Source organism: Pseudoalteromonas sp. Hal040 (genome assembly GCF_037162425.1).
Lineage (GTDB): Bacteria > Pseudomonadota > Gammaproteobacteria > Enterobacterales > Alteromonadaceae > Pseudoalteromonas > Pseudoalteromonas gelatinilytica.
On sequence record NZ_JARLUU010000001.1, the window covers coordinates 1,209,052 to 1,230,731 of the forward strand.

Consider the following 21,680-nt stretch of genomic DNA (forward strand, 5'->3'; position numbering starts at 1 on the left):
AGTTATAGTTTGCAGCTGGAATAGAGCTTGCAAGAAAGCATAATTAAGAATCAATTCTGCAAGAATTACTTGATGTTTAAGCAACCAAGGTTGCTGCGTTAACATTTAAAACATAAAGGATCAGCATGCGCGGTTTAGCAACACTCTTCATATTAGCGTCTGCATTGGTGGTAACACCGACATACTCTGATGAAGGCTCCACACTTAAAGGCCCTAAAGGTGTCGATTACGGTGCGCAGGGGCGCTCAATTGGTCCAATTAAGCCGACCGATACACTATGGCGCATTGCCGCTAAAATTCGCCCAGACAACTCTGTCAGTATTTATCAGGTCATGCAAGCTCTGTATGAAAAAAACCCATCGTCATTTTTAGACCAAAACTTGAATCACATGCGTGATGGCGCATACCTAAAAATCCCAACTATTTCCGAGATTCGAGCGGTCAATCCGACGCTAGCAAAAGCACGTTCTGAACAAGATGATGAGCTATGGGAGAAAAAGAAAAACGGCACACTGACCACTGCTGAAATTAATGAATCGCAAAAGAAAGTAACTCAAGCTCGCAAAGTTGATGTAGACGAAGCAAAACAAGAGCTTAAACAAGAAATCAACACCATTAAAACAGAGCAGGGCACGCAACTAGTAGAGCTTCAAAAGCAGTTTAAATCATCGGTTGAAAACGTTGAAGAAATCTTAGCTGAGAACAACAAGCTAAAAAAGCAACTTACCGGTATTTCTAAAGAGCTTGAAACTGTTCGAGACCAACTTGGTCAAGACAGTGAAATTCAAAAGCAACTGAAAGAGCTGATCACTAAACAAAATGAAATTATCGAGCAGCAAAAAGCAAAAAAGATTGAAGAGGACAGTGGGTTTAGCATTTCGAGTTTACTGAGCAACCCATTTGTTCTCGGTGCATTAATGTTTATTCCTGCATTACTGATCATTGCTGCCGTTGTAATGTTTTTGAAAAAACGCAATAGCTCTAGTGATGATACGAGTGCCAGCGATGACGATGAGTTTTTACCTCAAAGCCCAACGTTTAAGGCTAATGACGATTTAGAACCTATGGTCGAAACCGACCCTCTAGTACCTGAACCAATTGAAGACCACGATGATTTAAGTGTGCGTTTAGATGACGACTTAGATCAAGATATGCTGCCAGATGACGACATTATTTTCGATGACAGCATTGATGATAGCTTTGATGAAGATGACAGTATTTTAAACCAAGATGAGTTAGAGGGTTTATTAAGTGATGACATCGAATTTAATGATGAATCATCAACTACGGCTGGCGACGATGATGATTTAGATGCATTTTTACAGCAAGATTTCGATCAAACTGATGATGACAGTTTAGGTGATGAAATAGACCTAGATGTTGAACAGCCACAGGCAGATTTGTCTGGTGATATTTTAAGTGCTGATGACATTGACGACCTTTTTGATACTGACGATGACTCGTTAGATAACGCTAATGATGAAATGGCAGCGCTTAGTGAAGAGCTGGCAGAAGATGATGTGGAAGATGATTTTGACATTGATAGCTTAATTGATGAGCAAAACAATACTGATTCTAATCAAGACGTTAATCTAGACGATATCGATGATTTACTTGATGAAAATAATGACGCATCAGCCACGAACGTTGAAGCTGAACTTATTGACGAAGATGATTTCGATATCGACACCTTAATTGATGAAGCGCAAACCGAAGAGCCATCCTCAGATCTTAATGATGCATTAGAAAATGATGATCTTGATGATGCGCTGGATGTTGATGACATTGACTCGTTATTAGATGACGTTCAAGTAGAACAAGCATCAGCCGAAGCACCAAGTGCAGATCAACTCATTGATGAAGATGATCTTGATATCGACAGCTTAATTGATGAAGCGCAAGTAGCAGAGCCAGCAGCTGAAGAGAACGATGCATTAGAAAATGATGATCTTGACGATGCGCTGGATGTTGATGACATTGACTCGTTATTAGATGAAGCTCAAGAAGAACAAGCATCAGTCGAAGAACCAAGTGCAGATCAGCTCATTGATGAAGATGATCTTGATATCGATAGCTTAATTGATGAAGCGCAAGTAGCAGAGCCAGCAGCTGAAGAGAACGATGCATTAGAAAATGATGATCTTGATGATGCGCTGGATGTTGATGACATTGACTCGTTATTAGATGACGTTCAAGAAGAACAAGCATCAGTCGAAGAACCAAGTGCAGATCAGCTCATTGATGAAGATGATCTTGATATCGATAGCTTAATTGATGAAGCGCAAGTAGCAGAGCCAGCAGCTGAAGAGAACGATGCATTAGAAAATGATGATCTTGATGATGCACTGGATGTTGATGACATTGACTCGTTATTAGATGACGTTCAAGAAGAACAAGCATCAGTCGAAGAACCAAATGCAGATGAGTTAATCGACGAAGACGAGCTTGATGATGCCCTTGATGTTGATGACATTGATTCATTATTAGATGAGGCGCAAGAAGAGCAACAGCCCGAAGAAATACAAGAATCTGAGGAGCTTGTTGAAGCGTTAACAGAAGAACCAAGCGCAGACGATTTAATCGACGAAGACGAGCTTGATGATGCCCTTGATGTTGATGACATTGATTCACTCTTAGATGAAGCGCAAGAAGAGCATCAGCCTGAAGAGATACAAGAACCTGAAGAGCTTTTTGAAGCGTTAACAGAAGAACCAAGCGCAGACGATTTAATCGACGAAGACGAGCTTGATGCAGATGACATTGATTCACTCTTAGATGAAGCACAAGAAGAGCATCAGCCTGAAGAAATACAAGAACCTGAAGAGGTTGTTGAAGAATTAACTGAAGAATTAGCAGAAGAGCCAAGCGCAGACGATTTAATCGACGAAGATGAGCTAAGTGATGATTTCGATACCAAGGATATCGACTCACTTCTTGACGATGTTGGTGCAGAGCCGCAAGAGCCTGAACTTTTGGATGAAGATGGCTTAGATGTTGATGACAATGATATTCAAGACATGCTTGAGCAAGATGATGAATTAGATGTGACTGATATTGATTCATTATTAGAAGAAGATTCTATTGATGAACACGATTCAGACTCTGATGACGAGCTTGAAGAGCTTATTCAACAAACAAATGAGCTGAAACAAGATACCGAAGCGCAAATTTCTGATTTAAGCCACGAGCAGAACATCAATACTGAGCATGATGAAAACCTGCAAGAGTCTCTTGAAGATTTAGCCGACGCAGATCAAGCAATTGATGACTTAAATGTTGAATCAGTTGCCTCAGAGTTAGTTGATGAAGCAGATGATACTGACGAAGTTGATATTGATGAGGCACTAAATCATGAATTTAACGAAGATAGCGACGAGCTATTAGATGAAGATGACAGTCTTGATGAATTTGATGATCCATCACTGAAAAGCGTCGATGAGTTATTAAGTGAAATCGGTGAAGAAGACGATTATGTCGCAGCACCAGATTGGTCAATTGATGAGCCTGAACAAGATATTGAAGAGGTTGAAATTGATTTAGGCGATGATCCGCTAGCCGATGAAGACTTAACGGATGAGTTTGATTTAGCAGGCGAAGAGGAGCCTCTGCAACAAGATATGGTAACGCCTAGCCAAGAGTTAGAAGAGTACCCAGAGCTTGAGCTAGATGAAGCTGGTTTTGAATTGGATGAGTCTGATGAAGCCACTTCTAGTGAGTTAGATGAAGATGCACCATTACAGTTAAGTCAGGCAGAGCAAGACCTTGCTAATTCATTAGCAACGGGTAATGAGCTTGATCAGCTAGACGATGATTTTGATGATGAGATCTTGCTTGATAATGAATTCACAGAACAAGATATGCTTGATCCTGAAGATGATTTACTCTCTTCTACAGAAAACGAAGCGCCATCAGTACAACAGACTGAAGAGCCGATTGATGCTGAAGTGGCTGATAGTCAAGACGAATTAGAGGATTTCCCAGAATTCGAATTAGACGATATTGAGCTTGATGATACGACAGCAGCTGAGCAAACAATTGCTGATTTAGAGTCAAATTTAGCCGATGAGACTGACTTGAGTGAAATGTCAGACGATGAAATCGATGATGATTTTATGGCTGACTTAACTCAAACCGACTTTGATGCGCTGTTAAATGAATTAGCAGAGCCAGACGAAGCTGATATCAGTGATGCCAGTGAGTTCGATGTTGATTTTAATGCGCTGTTAAATGAAGATTTACAGGGTGAAAGCGAGCAGCCAGTTGAACCTGAAGTAGAGCACATAGAAGAGGCGCAACAAGCGCAACAACCTACTGATGATGAGTTTGTCGATATCGACTCGCTACTTGAGCAAAGTGATGATGAAGCACTCGACCATGAACCTTATGATGATATTGATATGGATGTAGGGTTAAGTGATTTTAATGATTTACTTGCCGGCGATAACCCAACTGATGTTGATGCCGAAAGTGGTGGTTACTCAGCAAAACTGGATTTAGCACGAGCATATATCGAAATAGATGACTTTGATGCAGCACTGCAAGCCATTGAAGATGTTATTGCCAATGGCCCAGAGGAAGTGCAAGAAGAAGCACAATCACTTAAAGCTAAAATTAACGAGTAATAAGTAAAACTAACCAATAAAAAACCGAGCATCTAGCTCGGTTTTTTATATCTAAGCGAATATTATTGCTTGTCTTGTAAGCGACGAGTTTTGAAATCCGACTCGGCTTTCCACTTAGGCCAATCGCCGTTATTAGCAAGTTTGGCAGCAATATCAACAATCAGTTCAATATCTTGCTCAACACCGCCCATAGACCAATCTGCTGAATAGTCGTCAGCTTCTTTATGATATTTATGGGCGATGTAATCAGGATCTGTATCACCTAAGCTCATAAATAGTAAGCTAGGCACGCCTTGCTTAGCTAGAGAGAAGTGATCAGAGCGGAAGAACAAACCATTTTGAGGACGAGGGTCCATTTTTACATGACGACCTTGTGCTTTCGCTGCATCTGCAAGGTAGTCTTCCATTTCAGACATGCCTTTACCGTATTGTAATATGTAGTCAACGCCATCAAGTACGTTCATACCATCAATATTAAGCAGTGCGACCATTTGCTTGGTTGGTACAATTTCGCCAGTAGCGAATTGCTCAGAACCAATAAGCCCAGTTTCTTCAGCCGTAAAGTTGGCAAAGATAATCGAGCGTTTAAATGGTTTTTTCTTATGCATTTCAGTAAGAATACGGGCTATTTCTACCGTTGCTGCGCTACCTGATGCGTTATCAACAGCACCATTGTAGATTTTCACGCCTTCATCAGTTTGCTTGGTACCAAAATGATCCCAGTGTGCACCAATCACAATGTACTCATCAGGGGTTTCGCTACCTTTAAGCGTTGCAACAACATTATGCGATTGCGCTTGAGAGATATCGCTTTTCAGTGTTAGGGCTGCTTTGGCTTTTAAGTCGACAGGTTTAAAGTCAGCTTTTAGTGCGTTGGCTTTTTCGGTTTGATAATCAAGACCCGCTTGAGCAAAAATTTCATTTGCCGCCTGCTCATCAATCCAGCCCATTACAGGGATGTCAGAAGCATTTTTATCTTGGTCGATTAAGGTATATTTACTACCTGTGTTTGAGCTTTCTACAACACCCCAAGGGTATGCGGCAGGAGCTGTTTCGTGAACGATAAATACCGCTTTTGCACCTTGTCGTGCACCTTCTTCATATTTGTAAGTCCAACGACCGTAATAGGTCATAGCGTTACCAGTGAAAAGCGCGTCGTCTTGGGTGGCAAAACCTGGATCATTAACAAGTACAATGATTGTTTTGTCTTTTACATCAATATCTGCAAAGTCATCCCAGTTATATTCAGGTGCATTAATACCGTAGCCAACAAACACAACATCAGAGCCATCGATATTGATCTCAGGGTTAATTTGCTGCGTACGGGCGGTAAAATCACTGCCAGCATTAAAACTTAAATCACCTACTTTTAAGGTCATGTTTTGATCTGGAGTGAGTTTTGCCATAGTAACTGGCTGTAAAAACTCGCCATTAAAACTGCCGCTTAAGCCGAGTTTTTTATACTCGTCGGCTAAATAATTAATGGTTAGTGTTTCGCCTTCAGTTAAAGGGCCGCGGCCTAAGAATTCATCAGAGGCGAGGGTTTTAATATGTGAGCGTACATTGGCAATGTTAACGGTTTCATGGCTGCTTGCGCTTGTTGCATCAGCGCTTGATGTTGGTTGCTCAGAGCAACCGAATAAACCAACTGCAAGTGCTAAACTTGCATACTTAAGGTGAGTTGTCATAGTTTTTCTGGTTGATTGCACAGGGTTTCACTATATGGGACGAGAAGGGGGCTGTCCAGAAAGAGTCTACAAATAACTAATTATTCAGGATGAAAGGATAATAATGCACCTTTCACCCTGACAATTTTACCACCACGCTTTATCAATCGCGGTATCTTGAATCTTAAAAACCTCCCCAACTAGCGGAGTACTCAGCGATACTTGCTCCTGTCCTGCTTTTTTAGCGACACGTTTAAGTGGGTCATACCAAGCATGAAAGGCGAGATCAAATGTTCCATTATGCACTGGCACCATCACATCACCTTGTAAATCGAGATGGGCTTGCACTGATTGTTCTGGTGTCATATGAATGTCAGCCCAATCTTTGTCGTAAGCGCCGGTTTCAATAAAGGTGATATCAAATGGCCCATAACGATGACCAATTTCTTTAAAGCCAGCAAAATAGCCAGAGTCACCGCTAAAATAAAAGCGCTTGTCATTTACTTTAATAGCCCAAGAGCCCCAAAGGGTTTTATTGCCGTCTGTTAAACCTCGGCCAGAGAAGTGCTGGGTTGGTGTAAATACAATTTGGCTATTAGCCATATTTTGCTCTTGCCACCAATCAAAACTATGCACTTTTTGTTCATCAACGCCCCATTTTTTCAGGTCGTTTTCGACTCCTAAAGGCACATAAAAAGAATCTGTTTTATCAACAAGCTGTTTAATTGCTGCTTTATCTAAGTGGTCATAATGGTTGTGTGAAATAAACACCTTGGCAATATTAGGTAACTCTGCAATGCTGATAGGTGTTGGCTGAAAGCGCTTTGGACCCATGAATGAGAAAGGCGAAGCGCGCTCTGAAAATACTGGATCAAATAGCCAGTATTCGCCATACACTTTCGCTAAAATAGAGGAGTGACCTAGCTTTACAAAATGCACTGTGTCATTTGATAAACGCTCAAGCTGAGCGTGAGAAATAGAATGCATAGGCAGCTCGCCCTTTGGCTCTGCATCAATTTTCTTTTCAGTAATAAAGCGTTTGAAGATACCTAGCGTTTTCTTAAAGCTTGGTCTTTCTACTTCAGCACTATTGTGGAACTTGCCATCAGATAATTGCGCAGAGTGGCTGTTATCACTCACGCCTTCAGCGGCTAATTGATTATTCATAATAAACACTCCTATCACGATGCATAGAGTGGCGATTGCGAGCCATTTTAGAAATTTCATATCGTCACCATAAGTAAACTACACGGTGTAGTTTTTCATGGTTTGCTATAAAAGTAAACTATCTAGTGCATTTTTTATTTTTGCGTTACACTAGTAACCCTTACCGGAGGGGTCCATGAAATTATCACAGAGAAAACGATTAGATATTTTGAATGCAGCTGAAACATTGTTTTTTCAGCAGGGTGTTGAGCATACAAGTATGGATCAGGTTGCAAGCTTAGCGGGTGCCTCAAAGCGCACCGTATACAATCACTTTGAAAATAAAGATGTGTTGTTTCAAGCTATTCTAGTGTTTATGTTTGAAAAAGTTCGCCAAGAGCAAGCGGTGGTGTTTGATGCTGCTTTGCCAATTGCTGAGCAATTAACACGCATTGCTGAACAAGAAGTCGCGTTACTCACCTCTGAAGAGTTTTTAAAAGTAGCGAAAGTCGCTTTTATGCAAATGTTACAGCAACCTGATTTAGCAAAATCATTAGCCAGTAATAACATGGGCTGTATGCAAGATCTGGTGGCGTTTTTAGAAGCGGGTGTGCAAGCGCAGGTGTTAACGATTGATGATGTTGAGTTTGCGGCAAAACAGTTTGTTTATCAGTTAAAGTCGCTGATCTTTTATCCGTTGTTGTATGGCTTTGAGCGCCAAGAAGGTGACTCAGACAACAAAGTGATAAGCGAAACCGTGAAAATGTTCTTAGCGCGTTATGGGCGCTGATATTTTGGAACATAAAAAAGCCCGCTTAATGCGGGCTTTTTGACATCTGTAAGAAGGCTTATTTCACTTCTTTACCAGCTGCTTGTTGGTCAGCATGGTAGCTTGAGCGAACAAATGGGCCACAAGCTGCATGTGTAAAGCCAATTTCATCTGCATACTCTTTTAGTCCATCAAACTCTGCTGGCGGCACGTAGCGTTTAACCGGCAAGTGGTGCTTAGAAGGTTGTAAGTATTGACCTACGGTAAGCATATCAACGTTGTGTGCGCGTAAATCGCGTAACACTTCTTCGATTTCACTGATCTCTTCACCAAGACCCACCATCAAGCCAGACTTCGTTTTCACATTTGGGTGCGCTTCTTTAAAACGACGTAATAGCTCAAGTGACCACTTATAATCAGCACCTGGACGCGCTAATTTGTATAAACGCGGTGCTGTTTCTAGGTTGTGGTTAAATACATCTGGTGGCGTCTCAATTAAGATATCAAGGGCTCTGTCCATACGACCACGGAAATCAGGTACTAAGATTTCAATTGTGATATTTGGATTATGCTTACGAATTTCACGAATACAATCAGCAAAATGCTGTGCACCGCCATCACGTAAGTCATCACGGTCTACTGACGTGATTACAACATAGCTCAGCTTCATGTCTTTAATAGTCAGTGCAAGCTTTTCAGGCTCAGCTGCATCTGGCTTTAATGGACGGCCGTGGGCAACATCACAGAACGGGCAACGACGAGTACAAATTGCACCTAAAATCATGAAAGTCGCTGTACCGTGGTTGAAACATTCAGATAGGTTAGGGCATGATGCCTCTTCACACACTGAGTGCAAACCATGTTTACGCATCGCTTGTTTAATACCATCAATACGCTCGGTTGATTTTGGTAAGCGAATTTTTAGCCACTCTGGCTTACGCAGCATTTCGTTCTTTTCAGTCGGTAAAACTTTAACTGGGATCAGCGCCATTTTTTCTGCATCACGCAGCTTTACGCCCGGTTCCATTTTGACTGGTTTATTCATTCGTTTTCAAACCCTTCAGTGTGCTTAACCACAGTAGCATTAAGCTTTTTAATCATGTGTTTTACAAGCCCTGCACCTGCTTGCTCGAGGTTTTGCGGACCGCTAAGGTCTGTTGTTTGCACCATGTTCATGCCAGCATAGCCGCATGGATTAATACGTAAAAATGGACTTAGATCCATGTTTACATTAAGTGCTAAACCGTGGAAAGAGCAACCGCGGCGAACGCGAAGACCTAATGAAGCAACTTTGCTATCGTTAACGTAAACACCCGGTGCATCTGCTTTTGCGTAGGCATCAATGTCATAGTCTTTTAACGTGTCGATAATGCACTCTTCAAGCCAGGTTACCAGCTCTCTTACACCAATGTTTAAACGGCGTAAGTTGAACAGCACATACATCATTTGCTGACCCGGTCCGTGGTAGGTTACTTGACCCCCACGGTCTACTTGGATGACTTCGATATCACCAGTATTTAATAAGTGCTCAGCTTTACCAGCTTGGCCTTGCGTAAATACAGGCTCGTGCTCTACAAGCCAAATTTCATCGGCAGTGTGCTCATCACGGGTGTCAGTAAAAGATTGCATTTTTTGCCAAATTGGCATGTAACGCTGACGCCCTAATTGACGAACGATTAATTCTCTTTCGCTCACGAGTTACTCCGTAATCGGCCTATAGCATGTGACGTACGTCATCGATGTTGCTGATCACGTTATAAATTTCTTCAATGTGCTCTTTACTTGTAACAGTTGCTACAAGCGTTACAGATTCGTAATTACCCTTGCTGCTTGGTTTAACCTTTGGCGCATAGTCGCCCGGTGCAATTGGTTGCAGCTTTTCTAGGATCTGATCCGTCAGATTTACGTTTGCTAAGCCCATGATTTTAAATGTGAATGGGCAAGGGAAATCTAAATACTCGTCAAACTTAGTATTCTTTACAGGTTGAACCACGACGGTGACTCCTCAAACAATGCGTGTGCTTAATAGAAGTGATCTCTACCATTTCTTGATATTAAGCAAACTTAGATTACGACGCACTCGACCCAGCGCGACTGATATGGGGCGCATTCTATCATTTTTCAGACAAAAAAAACGCCTTGCGATGCAAGGCGTTTATAAACTTTATGACCTGATTACTGAATTTGTAAACGTAGGTAATCGTAAATCTTGCTAAAGAAGCTGCCTTCTTCCACTTCTTCTAGTGTAACTAGTGGATATTGTGCAATTTCTTCACCTTCAAGTTGTAAGAAAAGCGTGCCTACTTTCGTGCCTTTAGCAAGCGGTGCTTCTAATGTTTTATCAAGCTCGAAGTTCGCTTTTAAGTTTTTACGTTGGCCACGTGGAATAGTAATTGGCGTATCTTCTAGGATACCTAGCGATACGTTTTCTTTGTTACCCATCCAAATACGTTGCTCAGCAAAGCTGTCGCCTGCTTTGTATGGTGTGATTGTTTCGAAAAAGCGGAAACCGTAGTTTAATAGCTTTTTGCTTTCAACTTTACGTGCACGCTCGCTTTCTGTGCCCATCACTACCGCGATTAAACGCATGTCATCTTTTGTTGCTGAGCTAACTAAGCTGTAGCCTGCTTCTGATGTATGGCCTGTTTTAATACCATCAACATTCATGCTTTCATCCCACAACAATGAGTTGCGGTTGTATTGCTTGATGCCATTAAACGTAAATGATTTTTGTGCGTATACTTCATATTCATCTGGAACATCACGAATAAGAGCCGCACCTAATGTTGCCATATCGCGTGGTGTTGTGTAGTGCTCGTTAGTATCTAAGCCGTGGCTGTTAATAAAGTGACTATTCGTCATACCAAGCTTTTCTGCATGGGCATTCATTAAATCAGCAAATGCACTTTCACTTCCAGCAATGTGCTCAGCCATTGCGACACAAGCATCGTTACCTGATTGAATAATAATACCGTGGTTAAGGTCATCAACACTGATCTGCTTACCCACTTCGATAAACATTTTTGATGACTCAGGGAAATTTTTTGCCCACGCTTTTTCGCTTACAGTAACCATATCAGTTGGCGCAATATTGCCTGCTTTGATTTCTGTACCAATTACATAACTGGTCATCATTTTGGTTAAACTAGCCGGTGCTAATTTGGTATCTGCTTCGCCTTCGGCAATCACTTTACCTGTGGTGAAATCAACCAGGAAGTAACCTTTCGCATTAACTTGAGGTGGGGCAGGGATGATTTGGGCTGTTGCTGAAAATACGCTAGCAGTGCAAACAAGGCCACAAACGCCACTTAAGATTTTATATTTTATAGATTTCATCGTACTCATTAATGGTTAAAGTTAAACATGTCGCGTTGACCTATTCTAAAGGCCTTACTCACTGTAAAGCAAGAACGCGTTCTGAAATTGGTTTTGTTTTAGCTTCTCTAAAACTGCTTGTGCTTCTGCGGCATCTTTTATTGGACCGAGACGTAATCGATAGATCCCGTCTTTTTCAACAATGTTTGTTGGCACATGATATTGCTGACGAAGTTGAAACGCGAGCGCCTCAACATTAGCAAGAGTACTTCCCGCTGCAACCTGTATGTAGCTTAAACGAGGGGCAGAACTGGCAAGGGTAACAGCCTCAACCTTAACACGGGCTGTACCTTGTCGGTAATAACCTAATTTATAGGCCGCAGAATAAGATAAATCGATAATACGGTCATCATGAAATGGGCCCCGGTCATTGACGCGAACAATCACTGATTTTCCATTATCTAAATTTGTTACTCTGGCAAAGCTTGGTAGCGGCAGCGTTTTATGGGCGGCTGTCATCGCAAACATATCGTACACTTCGCCGTTTGAGGTGTGATAATTGTGAAACTTTCGACCATACCACGAAGCAATGCCTTCTTCTGCATAGCCAGTTTCATCTAGCATCGGCGTGTAGCGTTTACCGCGAACCTCGTAAGGACGGCTAGCGCTTGCACTTTTAACAACCGCAGTGACAATCGCATCTTGCATTTCCAACTCGGTCGGTTTTCGAAGCGGGGCTGCATCATGCTCCATGGCATAACGGCCTTGTTGCGAAGATGAACTACATGCTGCTAGCAGCACAGAAAATAACGCAATAAGTAAGAAGTTGACTCGCTGTGTCATTATTTTAAAAGCATCCTTTTATCGGTGGCGATTGACATGATAATGCCAAATCCGGCCATTAAGGTCACCATTGAGGTGCCACCATAACTTATCAGAGGTAACGGAACACCAACAACCGGTAGTAAACCCGATACCATGCCAATATTAACAAATACATAAACAAAGAAGGTCAGTGTTAATGCGCCAGCAAGTAGTTTACCAAACGCATCTTGAGCGTTCACTGCGATATACAACCCACGACCAATGATAAATAAGTACATACACAATAATAAACAGACCCCAAACAGGCCAAACTCTTCGCTTAGTACAGAAAAGATAAAATCGGTATGACGCTCAGGTAAAAACTCTAGTTGCGATTGCGTACCTTGCAGCCAGCCTTTCCCTTCAATTCCTCCCGAGCCAATTGCAATTTTCGATTGAATAATGTGGTAACCAGAGCCAAGCGGATCGCTTTCAGGATCTAAAAAGGTCAATACTCGTTGCTTTTGATAATCAAGCATCACGTAATGCCAAAACGGCCAAGCTGCTAATGCCACTGTGGCTGATAAAAAGCCAATCAAGCGCCAACTAAGACCAGATAAAAACAATACAAAAATACCTGAACTGGCAATCAAGATAGATGTACCTAAGTCGGGTTGCTCTTTAATTAAAATGGTGGGCACCATCACAATCACAAAACCAATAATTAAGTGCAGCGGTCGAGGCGGTAAATGGTTGCGACCAATATACCAAGCAACCATCATAGGCACGGCAATTTTCATTAATTCTGAGGGCTGGAAACGGGTCACACCTAAATCAAGCCAGCGCTGAGCACCTTTTGAACTTACCCCGAATAACAACACCCCTACGAGCATCAAAAGGCCGATGCAATAAAGAGGGATAACCATGCTTTTTAATGTATTAGGTGAAAATTGCGCGAGTATAAACATGCCTAGGATAGCGCCAAACATACGTGTTGAGTGGCGTATCATCATCGCTGAGTCTTGGCCGCTGGCACTGTATACAATGGCAAGGCTGGCTACCATCATCGTCATCAGAGCTAGAAGTAGCGGTAAGTCTAGGTGTAGGCGCTGCCATATTGAACGCTTTTTATTTAATGGGATCATGGCGCATCACTCTGGGCAATTTGTATTGGGTTAGCTGAAAAGTAGTAATCCATCAATTGACGCGCAATTGGCGCACCAACCGTACTACCACCACCGGTGTTTTCAACCACCACAGAGACCACAATTTGTGGGTCTTTATAAGGAGCAAAGCCAACGTAGATAGCGTTATCTCGCTGACGCTCTTTAAGTGACTTAGCATCATAACGCTCACCTTGAGCAATACTTACAACCTGAGCAGTACCCGTTTTACCTGCTGGGTCGTAATTTGCTCCTTTAAATGCTTTATGGGCGGTGCCGGTGACTTTATGCACGGTGTTGTGCATGGCATCTAGTGCAATTTGCCAATGATGAGGGTTTTTGAGTACCAAAGGTGGTTTCTCATCATTGTTGATCTGTGTTACTTCGTCTTCTTTTTTCGCTACCTGCACAAGATGTGGTGGGTGATCTAAACCTCGATTCACTAAGATGTTGGTAGCATTAGCAATTTGCATCGGTGTGGCGGTCCAATAGCCTTGGCCGATACCCACTGAAATCGTATCACCGCGCCACCATGATTCTCTAAAACGTGCTTCTTTCCATTCTCTAGAAGGCATAATGGCGGCAGTTTCTTCATGAATATCAATACCCGATAGCTCGCCAAAGCCAAACTGCGACATAAAGTCGCTGATTTTTGTAATACCAAGTCGATAAGCTACATCATAAAAATAGGTATCGCATGATTCTTCAATGGCACGATAAACATCAACATGACCATGCCCCCAACGTTTCCAGTCACGCCATTTGTGCTCTACGTTGGGAATTTGGAAAAAGCCCGGATCCCATATTTGTGTTTGCTCGGTTACCAATCCTTCTTCAAGGGCAAGAATTGACATATGAGGCTTAACCGTTGAGGCTGGGGCATAGCGACCTTGGGTAGTCCGGTTGATAAGTGGTCGGTCAGGATTTAATAACTCTTTATAATCTTTACTGCTGATGCCATGCACAAATAAGTTAGGGTCATAACTTGGGTTGGAATACATGGCTAAAACACCACCATCTTTAGCGTCTAGTACCACGATGGCGCCACGCATATCCTTCAATGCGTGCTGAGCAATTTGCTGTAGGCCAATATCCAGAGTTAGTACTAAGTCGTGACCTGGCTCTGGAGGAGTGAGGCTTAAAGTACGAATTACTCGACCGCGATTATTAACTTCAACGCGCTGTGAGCCAACCACACCATGAAGGAGTTCTTCGTAATATTTTTCGATACCTAGCTTACCAATGTCGTGCGTTGCGCGGTAGTTGGTTGCTTGGTCTTCTGCTTCCAGTTTGGTGAGCTCTTTTTTGTTGAGTTTGGCCACATAACCTAAGGCATGGGTGAGGGTATCACCATATGGGTAATAGCGAGCTAGACGCGCTTCGATACTAAAGCCTGGAAACTTATGCTGATTAACCGAAAATTTTGCAACTTCGGTTTCATCTAAACGGGCTTTTAATACTTGGCTTTTAAAGCGGCGGTTGTGCTTAATGTCATCTAAAAAGTCAGCTTTTTGCTGCTCACTAATTTCAATAACCTTTTCAACTTCGCTCAGTGCCTGTTCTAGGTTATCAACCTCTTCGGGTATCACTTCTAAATTATAAACCGGCTTGTTCTCTGCCAATAACACGCCATTTCTGTCATAGATAAGGCCACGGTTAGGGGCGATAGGAATGACTTTGATTCGGTTATCATTCGAGCGGGTTTGATAATCTTGATGCTCAATAACTTGGATGTTGTATAAATTTGATAGCAACACGCCAATTAACAGTGTAACAAACACAAAACCCACAAATGCTCGGCGGGCAAATAAATTAGCTTCAGCCGAGTGATCTCGAATTGTGGGTCTGTGTTTTCGCATTGGCTTTACTACTCGCGATGATAAGGGTGGTTGTTATTCAAGCTCCAGCCACGGTATAGGCTTTCAGCAACAATAATACGCACTAAAGGGTGCGGTAGTGTTAGGTTGGATAATGACCACTTTTGCTCTGAGGCTGCGATACACTCAGGCGCTAAGCCTTCAGGGCCGCCGATCAGCAAGCTGACATCACGGCCATCAAGTTGCCATTTTTCCATACTTTTTGCCAGCTGATGGGTATCCATTGGTTTACCGGTTACCTCTAGCGTTACAATGCGGTTGCCTTTAGGGATAGCAGCAAGGGTCTTTTCGCCTTCAAGTTGTAAAATACGTTTGATATCCGCATTTTTACCACGTTTACCTGCGGGGATTTCAATTAGTTCAAGAGGCATATCACGCGGAAAACGGCGTTGATATTCAGTGAATCCGGTTTCAACCCATGCTGGCATTTTGGTGCCAACAGCAATCAATTGTATTTTCAAAATGGTTACCTATGTCCTTGCTAAGGGTTAACCCCAAAGTTTCTCTAGATCATAGAAGTCGCGAGTTTGGTCTTGCATAACATGCACAACCACATCACCTAGGTCTACAAGCACCCATTCACCTTCGTTTTGGCCTTCGTAACCGAGAGGTTCTTCACCTGCATGGCGTGCTTCTTTAGCAACGTGAGCTGCAATTGATTGCACGTGACGTTTAGAGTTACCAGAGCATACTAACATGTAATCGGTAATGTCAGATTTACCACGAACATCAAGCTGAACCACATCACGGGCTTTCATATCGTCGACTTTATCAAGGGCAAATGCGAGTAGTTGTTTAGAATCCAAAGTGTTTTCTCAAAAATAAATAATCGTAATTTGTTATTTTATCACGTAGGCAGTATTTATTCATCTGTTTGGTAAAGATGATGCTGCGCAATGTATTGACTGACAGCAGTAGGTAAAAGTTCCGCTGCGGTAGCATTTAATTGTAACTTTTTTCTGATTTCACTAGACGCAGCATTTACTTGTAAGCCATTTAAAAAGAATAACTTACCAGCAGGGGCGTGTTGTAGTTGACTGAGCTGCTCCGTAAAGGCATGAGCTTTATAGGCAGCGAGTTCACCATCTACTTGGCAGTGTTGCCCCGGACGCTGGTACACCACAAGGTGACAAAGCTTGACAATTTCTTGCCATTTAAACCATTTATCTAGGGTATTGAATGAGTCCATACCAATTAAAAACATAATCGGTGCTGATGGGTTTTCTGCGCGCAGTTCTTCAAGGCTTAATAGCGAGTACGACGCACCTTCTCGGTTTAGCTCACGGTAATCGATGGCAAAGTGTGGATTGTTTTCAATGGCGAGCTTTAGCATGTTAATACGGTGCTCATCACTGATCCCAGGTTTTGCTTTATGGGCAGGAATAGCGCAAGGCATAAAATAAAGGGTATCGAGTTGACACTGCTGAACACATTGCTCGGCCATATTAATATGACCTAAGTGAATTGGATCAAAGGTGCCACCGAAAATAGCAATCATCAATGGTTACTCTTAATCAAGGTTCGGATGACAAGGTAATGGCATTGCCACAGGTTGGCAAAACACTAAGCATATTTGCATTAATGCTTGATAAGGAGCAACCAAATTACCTTGCTTATACGCCGCATCAAACTGCGCTAAATGCTTTATTATTTGTTCGAGGGTATTAATATTTAAGCGATTTAAAGCTTGCTGCACAGCGGCTTGTTGGTTTTTCCAAATATTAAACTGCTTGTATAAATCAGCCATATTGGCACCGTTTAAACGGCCGTGTTGCATTGCCAGTAAGTTAGCAGCTTCTTTATTAATGGCCCAAAAAATACTCATGGCTTCAGTGTTATCGGCAGCCAGTTTTGTCATCACTTTAACCGCTTGATCAGCATGACCACTCAATAAAGCATCGCTTAAATCAAAAATATCAAACTTTGATTGGTTAAGTAGTCCTTGCATCACAGCTTGCTGGTCAATCAGTTCGCTACCATAAAGCAAAGACAGTTTTTCTAATTCTTGGTGGCAGGCAAGTAAGTTACCTTCAGTGGCATCAAGTAAGCTTTGTTTTGCGTTGTTGTGAAGATTTAAGTTTAGACGATAACACTGTTCATCTAACCAACGGCTTAGGTGGTTACCCGTAAGCGGATAACACGGAACAAATAAACCTTGTTTATCTAAGGCTTTGAACCAAGCGGCGCGTTGTATATCTTGACTGGCTTTGGCACCTTTTAAAACCAAAATAGTATCGGGATTAGCAAGCTCAACAAGTTGCTTAAAGATTTGACTGCCTTGCGTACCTGGTTTTTGTTCGTTTAAATCAAACTCGATTAAGGTACGAGCGCTGAATAGTGACATACTTTGGTATTGAGCAACAATTTCTTGCCAGTCAAAACCCGGCATTAAGGTAAATTTAATGACTTCGTCAAAGCCTTGTTGTTTAGCTGCTTGGCGTATTTGCATGACGCACTGCGCAATTTGATAAGGCTCTTCACCAAATACCATATAAAAAGGCGCTAAGCCTTTTTTTAACTGGCTAGGAAGCTGGTTTGCATAACAACGCATTACAGTTGTGATAACTCACGAACGATACGACGACTTGCTTGCTTACGAATTTCGCTTAATAGCAAATCAAGCTCTTTTGCTTTGGCAAGGGCATTGTCTGGGTCGTCTTGGTAGTTACGATACAATTCAAAGCTTTGATTAATGGCTTTTTGTCCTGGGCGCTTCAAGGTATAGCTTACACTGTAGGCAAGTTCATACTCAGCAACCTGACCATTATCAAATAATGACAAAATTTGACGCTCTAAACGGTCTTTGTGGATCTTTAACTCAGGGTGTTTACCACCTTGGTTAAGTTCAACTTTGCTCGCAATAAGCTCTTTTTCAACTAATTCGAAAAGCGCTGACTTTTCATCATCGCCAACAAGGGTGATGACTTTTAAGTCGTCAGGCAAGTTAGAGGCTTTCTTTAAATGAAAGCCACAACTTGTCAGCAGTAAACAGACTAGCGCAAGGGCTAGTCCGTTTTTCAGTGCGTGAAGCGCTGCCATCTTAGTTAGCAACCACGTTAAGTAGTTTGCCTGGTACGTAAATTACTTTACGGATAGTCGCGCCATCAGTGAACTTAGTCACGTTTTCTTCAGCAAATGCTAATGCTTCAACTTGCTCTTTAGTTGCATCTGCAGGCACTGTTAGCTTAGCACGTAGCTTACCGTTAACTTGTACGATGATTAGCTTTTCATCTTCAACAAGTGCTGATTCATCAACTGCTGGCCATGCTGCATCTAAGATATCGCCTTCTTTGCCAAGGTCTTGCCATAATTGGTGACACATGTGCGGTGTGATAGGCGCAAGCATGATAAGTAATGCTTCAAGTGCTTCGTTAGCAATTGCTACATCTTGCTTATCTGTAAGTGGTGCTTTAAGTAACTTGTTCGAAATTTCCATGATTGCAGCGATTGCAGTGTTGAATGTTTGACGACGCTCAACGTCATCAGTCACTTTTGCAATTGCTTTATGAAGTTCACGGCGAAGTACTTTTTGGTCGTTATTTAACGCTGATTTATCAAGCACTTGATAACCTACTGTTTCAACATCAACAGCGTATTTCCAAATACGTTTTAAGAAACGCATTGCACCTTCAACACCTGAATCAGACCATTCAAGAGTTTGCTCTGGTGGCGCTGTAAACATCATGAATAAACGCACTGTATCTGCACCGTACTGGGCGATAACTTGTTGTGGGTCGATACCGTTATTTTTCGATTTCGACATTTTGCTCATGCCTGCAGAGAATACTGGCTCGCCATCTTCTTTGTGCCACGCTTTAACAACACGACCTTTGTCGTCTGTTTCAGTTTGTACGTCTGTTGGTGAAATCCAGATATCACCGCCTTTCTCATCTTTACGATAGAAAGTATCTGCCAATACCATGCCTTGACATAGTAAGCGCTCAAATGGCTCATCAGAGGTTACTAAACCAAAGTCACGTAATAATTTGTGGAAGAAACGCGAGTAAAGTAAGTGCAAGATCGCATGCTCAATACCACCGATGTATTGGTTTACTGGTAACCAGTAATTTGCTGCACCTGGTTCAATCATGCCTTCGTCAAAACGTGGGCTACAGTAACGAGCGTAGTACCAAGACGATTCCATGAAGGTATCGAAGGTATCTGTTTCGTGGAATGCCGGCGCGCCATTTACAGTTGTTTTAGCCCACTCAGGATCAGCTTTGATTGGTGAAGTAACACCATTCATTACCACGTCTTCTGGTAAGCGAACGGGTAGCATGTCTTCTGTTGCAGCAAGCTCATTACCATTTTCGTCGCTTAACATTGGGATTGGAGAGCCCCAGTAACGCTGACGGCTAACACCCCAGTCACGTAGACGGAAGTTCACTTTACGCTCACCTACACCCAATGCTTCTAGTTTGTCTGCAACGGCATTAAACGCTGCTTCAAACTCAAGGCCGTCGAACTCACCAGAGTTAACTAACACGCCTTTTTCAGTGAATGCTTGGTTGTCTAAATCAACGCTTTCTTCTGAACCTTCAGCTGGCGCAATAACTTGAGCAATCTCAAGGCCATACGCTGTTGCGAACTCGTAGTCACGTTGGTCGTGCGCCGGAACAGCCATAACAGCGCCTGAGCCGTAATCCATTAATACGAAGTTAGCGACCCAAATTGGTACTTGCTTACCTGTTAATGGATGAATTGCATAAAAGCCTGTTGCAATGCCTTTTTTGTCCATGGTCGCCATGTCTGCTTCTGCGATTTTCGTGTTTTTACACTCATCAACAAACATTGCTACAGCGTCGCTGTTTTTAGCGGCTTCTTGTGCAATCGGGTGACCGGCAGCAACCGCTACATACGTCACACCCATGAAGGTATCTGGACGCGTTGTATAAACACTGAATGTGTCTTCGTTATCAGCACGCTTAAATTCGATTTCTAAACCTTCAGAACGACCAATCCAGTTACGCTGCATGGTTTTAACTTGCTCAGGCCAGTGATCAAGCTTATCTAAATCGTCTAATAGCTCTTGTGCGTAATCAGTGATTTTGATGAACCATTGTGGAATTTCTTTTTGCTCAACAATCGCACCTGAACGCCAACCACGACCATCAATTACTTGCTCGTTAGCAAGTACTGTTTGGTCAACTGGATCCCAGTTAACTGTTGACATCTTTTTGTAAACTAAGCCTTTTTCGTAAAGCTTAGTGAAGAACCATTGTTCCCACTTGTAGTATTCTGGGTGACATGTTGCGATTTCACGATCCCAGTCGTAACCAAAACCTAGTTGCTTTAACTGGTTACGCATGTAATCGATGTTTTCGTAAGTCCACTTAGCAGGGGCCGTGTTGTTTTTGATTGCAGCATTTTCAGCTGGTAGACCAAACGCATCCCAACCCATAGGTTGCATTACGTTTTTGCCTTGCAAGCGTTGGAAGCGTGATACTACGTCACCAATGGTGTAGTTACGAACGTGACCCATGTGGAGTCGGCCGCTTGGGTATGGGAACATAGATAGACAGTAATACTTTTCTTTGCTCTCATCTTCAGTGACTTTAAATACTTGGTTTTCTTCCCAGTAGGCTTGTACTTTTGACTCAATGTCTTGCGGGTTATATTGCTCTTGCATCTACGATTCCAGACTTCTTGCAAATTAATAAAAAATTGTCGATAAGGATAACCCAAAATACATGCTAATCACAGCGGCAAATAGGCGCTTTTGTTAATTTTCCAAGGAAATATATTTTCAGGGCAGGTTAACCTATACTCAACTAGAATAACGGTTGATTTTTCATCACTTTTGAAGGAGTAAACGATGGCAGATTATAAATCTTGGCTGAGTGATTTGAGTGCTTGGCTTAAAGACGTAAAAGATCATGAGCTCAAGGATGCAATGGAGAAATTTGTTGAATCAGAGCAGGCACTTAAAGATTTAGGGCAAGAAAAATTAAATCAGTATCGTGACTATTTACAACGCGATATCGACCACATCAAAGAAAACGACAGTCACTATGATTCACTCGCATGGCTCGAGCTTAAAGAGTCGCTTTGGTACGAGTTATCGCACATTGAAGATAAAACTCAGCTCGAATGGCAAGCCTTAAACCAAGATTTTCAACACAATGGTGTTTATCAGGAAGGAGAATGGATAGCCATGGGCACATTAGTATGTAAAAATTGTCAACATAGTTACGATGTTTACCATGCTACGCAAATTACTCCTTGTACTGAATGTGGCGGTATTTATTTTCGCCGTAAGGCATTACAACCTTAATCAGTGACGCAAGCTTGTGCTGGGCGTTACCTATAATGCCCAG

At 42.3% G+C, this 21,680-nt stretch carries 18 protein-coding genes; 3 read left to right on the forward strand and 15 right to left on the reverse strand.

What is annotated here, in order from left to right; all coding sequences use genetic code 11:
* Positions 1–125: 125 nt before the first annotated feature.
* On the forward strand, positions 126–4,622 hold the full coding sequence (locus tag P4S60_RS05390) for a FimV/HubP family polar landmark protein (RefSeq protein WP_337115281.1): 4,497 nt from the start codon (positions 126–128) through the stop codon (positions 4,620–4,622).
* Positions 4,623–4,684: 62 nt separating this feature from the next.
* Here the strand turns inward: P4S60_RS05390 and P4S60_RS05395 are convergent, their stop codons facing one another.
* Both P4S60_RS05395 and P4S60_RS05400 read right to left on the reverse strand, forming a co-directional pair.
* Positions 4,685–6,310: a M28 family metallopeptidase gene (locus P4S60_RS05395; protein WP_337115282.1), complete on the reverse strand. Its 1,626-nt coding sequence runs from the start codon at positions 6,308–6,310 to the stop codon at positions 4,685–4,687.
* Positions 6,311–6,436: 126 nt separating this feature from the next.
* Positions 6,437–7,456, reverse strand: a complete 1,020-nt coding sequence (locus P4S60_RS05400; protein ID WP_337115283.1) for an MBL fold metallo-hydrolase — start codon at positions 7,454–7,456, stop codon at positions 6,437–6,439.
* 175 nt (positions 7,457–7,631) lie between these two features.
* Here P4S60_RS05400 and P4S60_RS05405 point away from each other — a divergent pair, with 175 nt between their 5' ends.
* On the forward strand, positions 7,632–8,225 hold the full coding sequence (locus tag P4S60_RS05405; RefSeq protein WP_337115284.1) for a TetR/AcrR family transcriptional regulator: 594 nt from the start codon (positions 7,632–7,634) through the stop codon (positions 8,223–8,225).
* Positions 8,226–8,283: 58 nt separating this feature from the next.
* Here P4S60_RS05405 and lipA read toward each other — a convergent pair whose 3' ends face one another.
* The 13 genes from lipA to leuS all read right to left on the reverse strand — a co-directional run bounded on the left by lipA (position 8,284) and on the right by leuS (position 20,992).
* Entirely contained in the window at positions 8,284–9,249 is a 966-nt protein-coding gene (gene lipA, locus P4S60_RS05410) for a lipoyl synthase (RefSeq protein WP_063702293.1), read from the reverse strand.
* Positions 9,246–9,899 (reverse strand): lipoyl(octanoyl) transferase LipB, encoded by a 654-nt coding sequence (gene lipB / locus P4S60_RS05415; protein WP_337115285.1) that lies wholly within the window; start codon positions 9,897–9,899, stop codon positions 9,246–9,248. The genes lipA and lipB overlap by 4 nt, the downstream gene beginning before the upstream one ends.
* A 19-nt stretch (positions 9,900–9,918) precedes the next feature.
* Positions 9,919–10,197, reverse strand: coding sequence for a DUF493 family protein YbeD (ybeD, locus tag P4S60_RS05420; protein ID WP_054551674.1), 279 nt, complete (start codon positions 10,195–10,197; stop codon positions 9,919–9,921).
* Positions 10,198–10,379: 182 nt separating this feature from the next.
* A complete protein-coding gene (locus tag P4S60_RS05425; protein ID WP_063702297.1) occupies positions 10,380–11,540 on the reverse strand; it encodes a serine hydrolase in 1,161 nt (386 codons plus the stop codon).
* Between the two features lie 54 nt (positions 11,541–11,594).
* Positions 11,595–12,362, reverse strand: a complete 768-nt coding sequence (locus P4S60_RS05430) for a septal ring lytic transglycosylase RlpA family protein (protein WP_337115286.1) — start codon at positions 12,360–12,362, stop codon at positions 11,595–11,597.
* Positions 12,362–13,468, reverse strand: a complete 1,107-nt coding sequence (gene rodA, locus P4S60_RS05435) for a rod shape-determining protein RodA (protein ID WP_337115287.1) — start codon at positions 13,466–13,468, stop codon at positions 12,362–12,364. Before rodA ends, P4S60_RS05430 begins: the two co-directional genes overlap by 1 nt.
* A complete protein-coding gene (mrdA, locus tag P4S60_RS05440; RefSeq protein ID WP_337115288.1) occupies positions 13,465–15,345 on the reverse strand; it encodes a penicillin-binding protein 2 in 1,881 nt (626 codons plus the stop codon). The genes rodA and mrdA overlap by 4 nt, the downstream gene beginning before the upstream one ends.
* An 8-nt stretch (positions 15,346–15,353) precedes the next feature.
* Positions 15,354–15,824 (reverse strand): 23S rRNA (pseudouridine(1915)-N(3))-methyltransferase RlmH, encoded by a 471-nt coding sequence (rlmH, locus tag P4S60_RS05445; protein WP_036967350.1) that lies wholly within the window; start codon positions 15,822–15,824, stop codon positions 15,354–15,356.
* 27 nt (positions 15,825–15,851) lie between these two features.
* Positions 15,852–16,169 carry a ribosome silencing factor gene (gene rsfS, locus P4S60_RS05450; protein ID WP_063702304.1) on the reverse strand — a complete coding sequence of 106 codons (318 nt, stop codon included), beginning with the start codon at positions 16,167–16,169 and terminating at the stop codon, positions 15,852–15,854.
* A gap of 56 nt (positions 16,170–16,225) precedes the next feature.
* Positions 16,226–16,861, reverse strand: a complete 636-nt coding sequence (nadD, locus tag P4S60_RS05455; RefSeq protein ID WP_337115289.1) for a nicotinate-nucleotide adenylyltransferase — start codon at positions 16,859–16,861, stop codon at positions 16,226–16,228.
* A 12-nt stretch (positions 16,862–16,873) separates the two neighbouring features.
* Positions 16,874–17,914, reverse strand: coding sequence for a DNA polymerase III subunit delta (gene holA / locus P4S60_RS05460; RefSeq protein ID WP_337115290.1), 1,041 nt, complete (start codon positions 17,912–17,914; stop codon positions 16,874–16,876).
* On the reverse strand, positions 17,914–18,402 hold the full coding sequence (locus P4S60_RS05465) for an LPS-assembly lipoprotein LptE (protein WP_063702311.1): 489 nt from the start codon (positions 18,400–18,402) through the stop codon (positions 17,914–17,916). Before P4S60_RS05465 ends, holA begins: the two co-directional genes overlap by 1 nt.
* 1 nt (position 18,403) lies before the next feature.
* Positions 18,404–20,992: a leucine--tRNA ligase gene (gene leuS / locus P4S60_RS05470; RefSeq protein ID WP_337115291.1), complete on the reverse strand. Its 2,589-nt coding sequence runs from the start codon at positions 20,990–20,992 to the stop codon at positions 18,404–18,406.
* A gap of 186 nt (positions 20,993–21,178) precedes the next feature.
* On the opposite strand from leuS, the gene P4S60_RS05475 reads away from it, so the two are divergent.
* On the forward strand, positions 21,179–21,637 hold the full coding sequence (locus P4S60_RS05475) for a zinc ribbon-containing protein (protein WP_054551664.1): 459 nt from the start codon (positions 21,179–21,181) through the stop codon (positions 21,635–21,637).
* Positions 21,638–21,680: the final 43 nt, after the last annotated feature.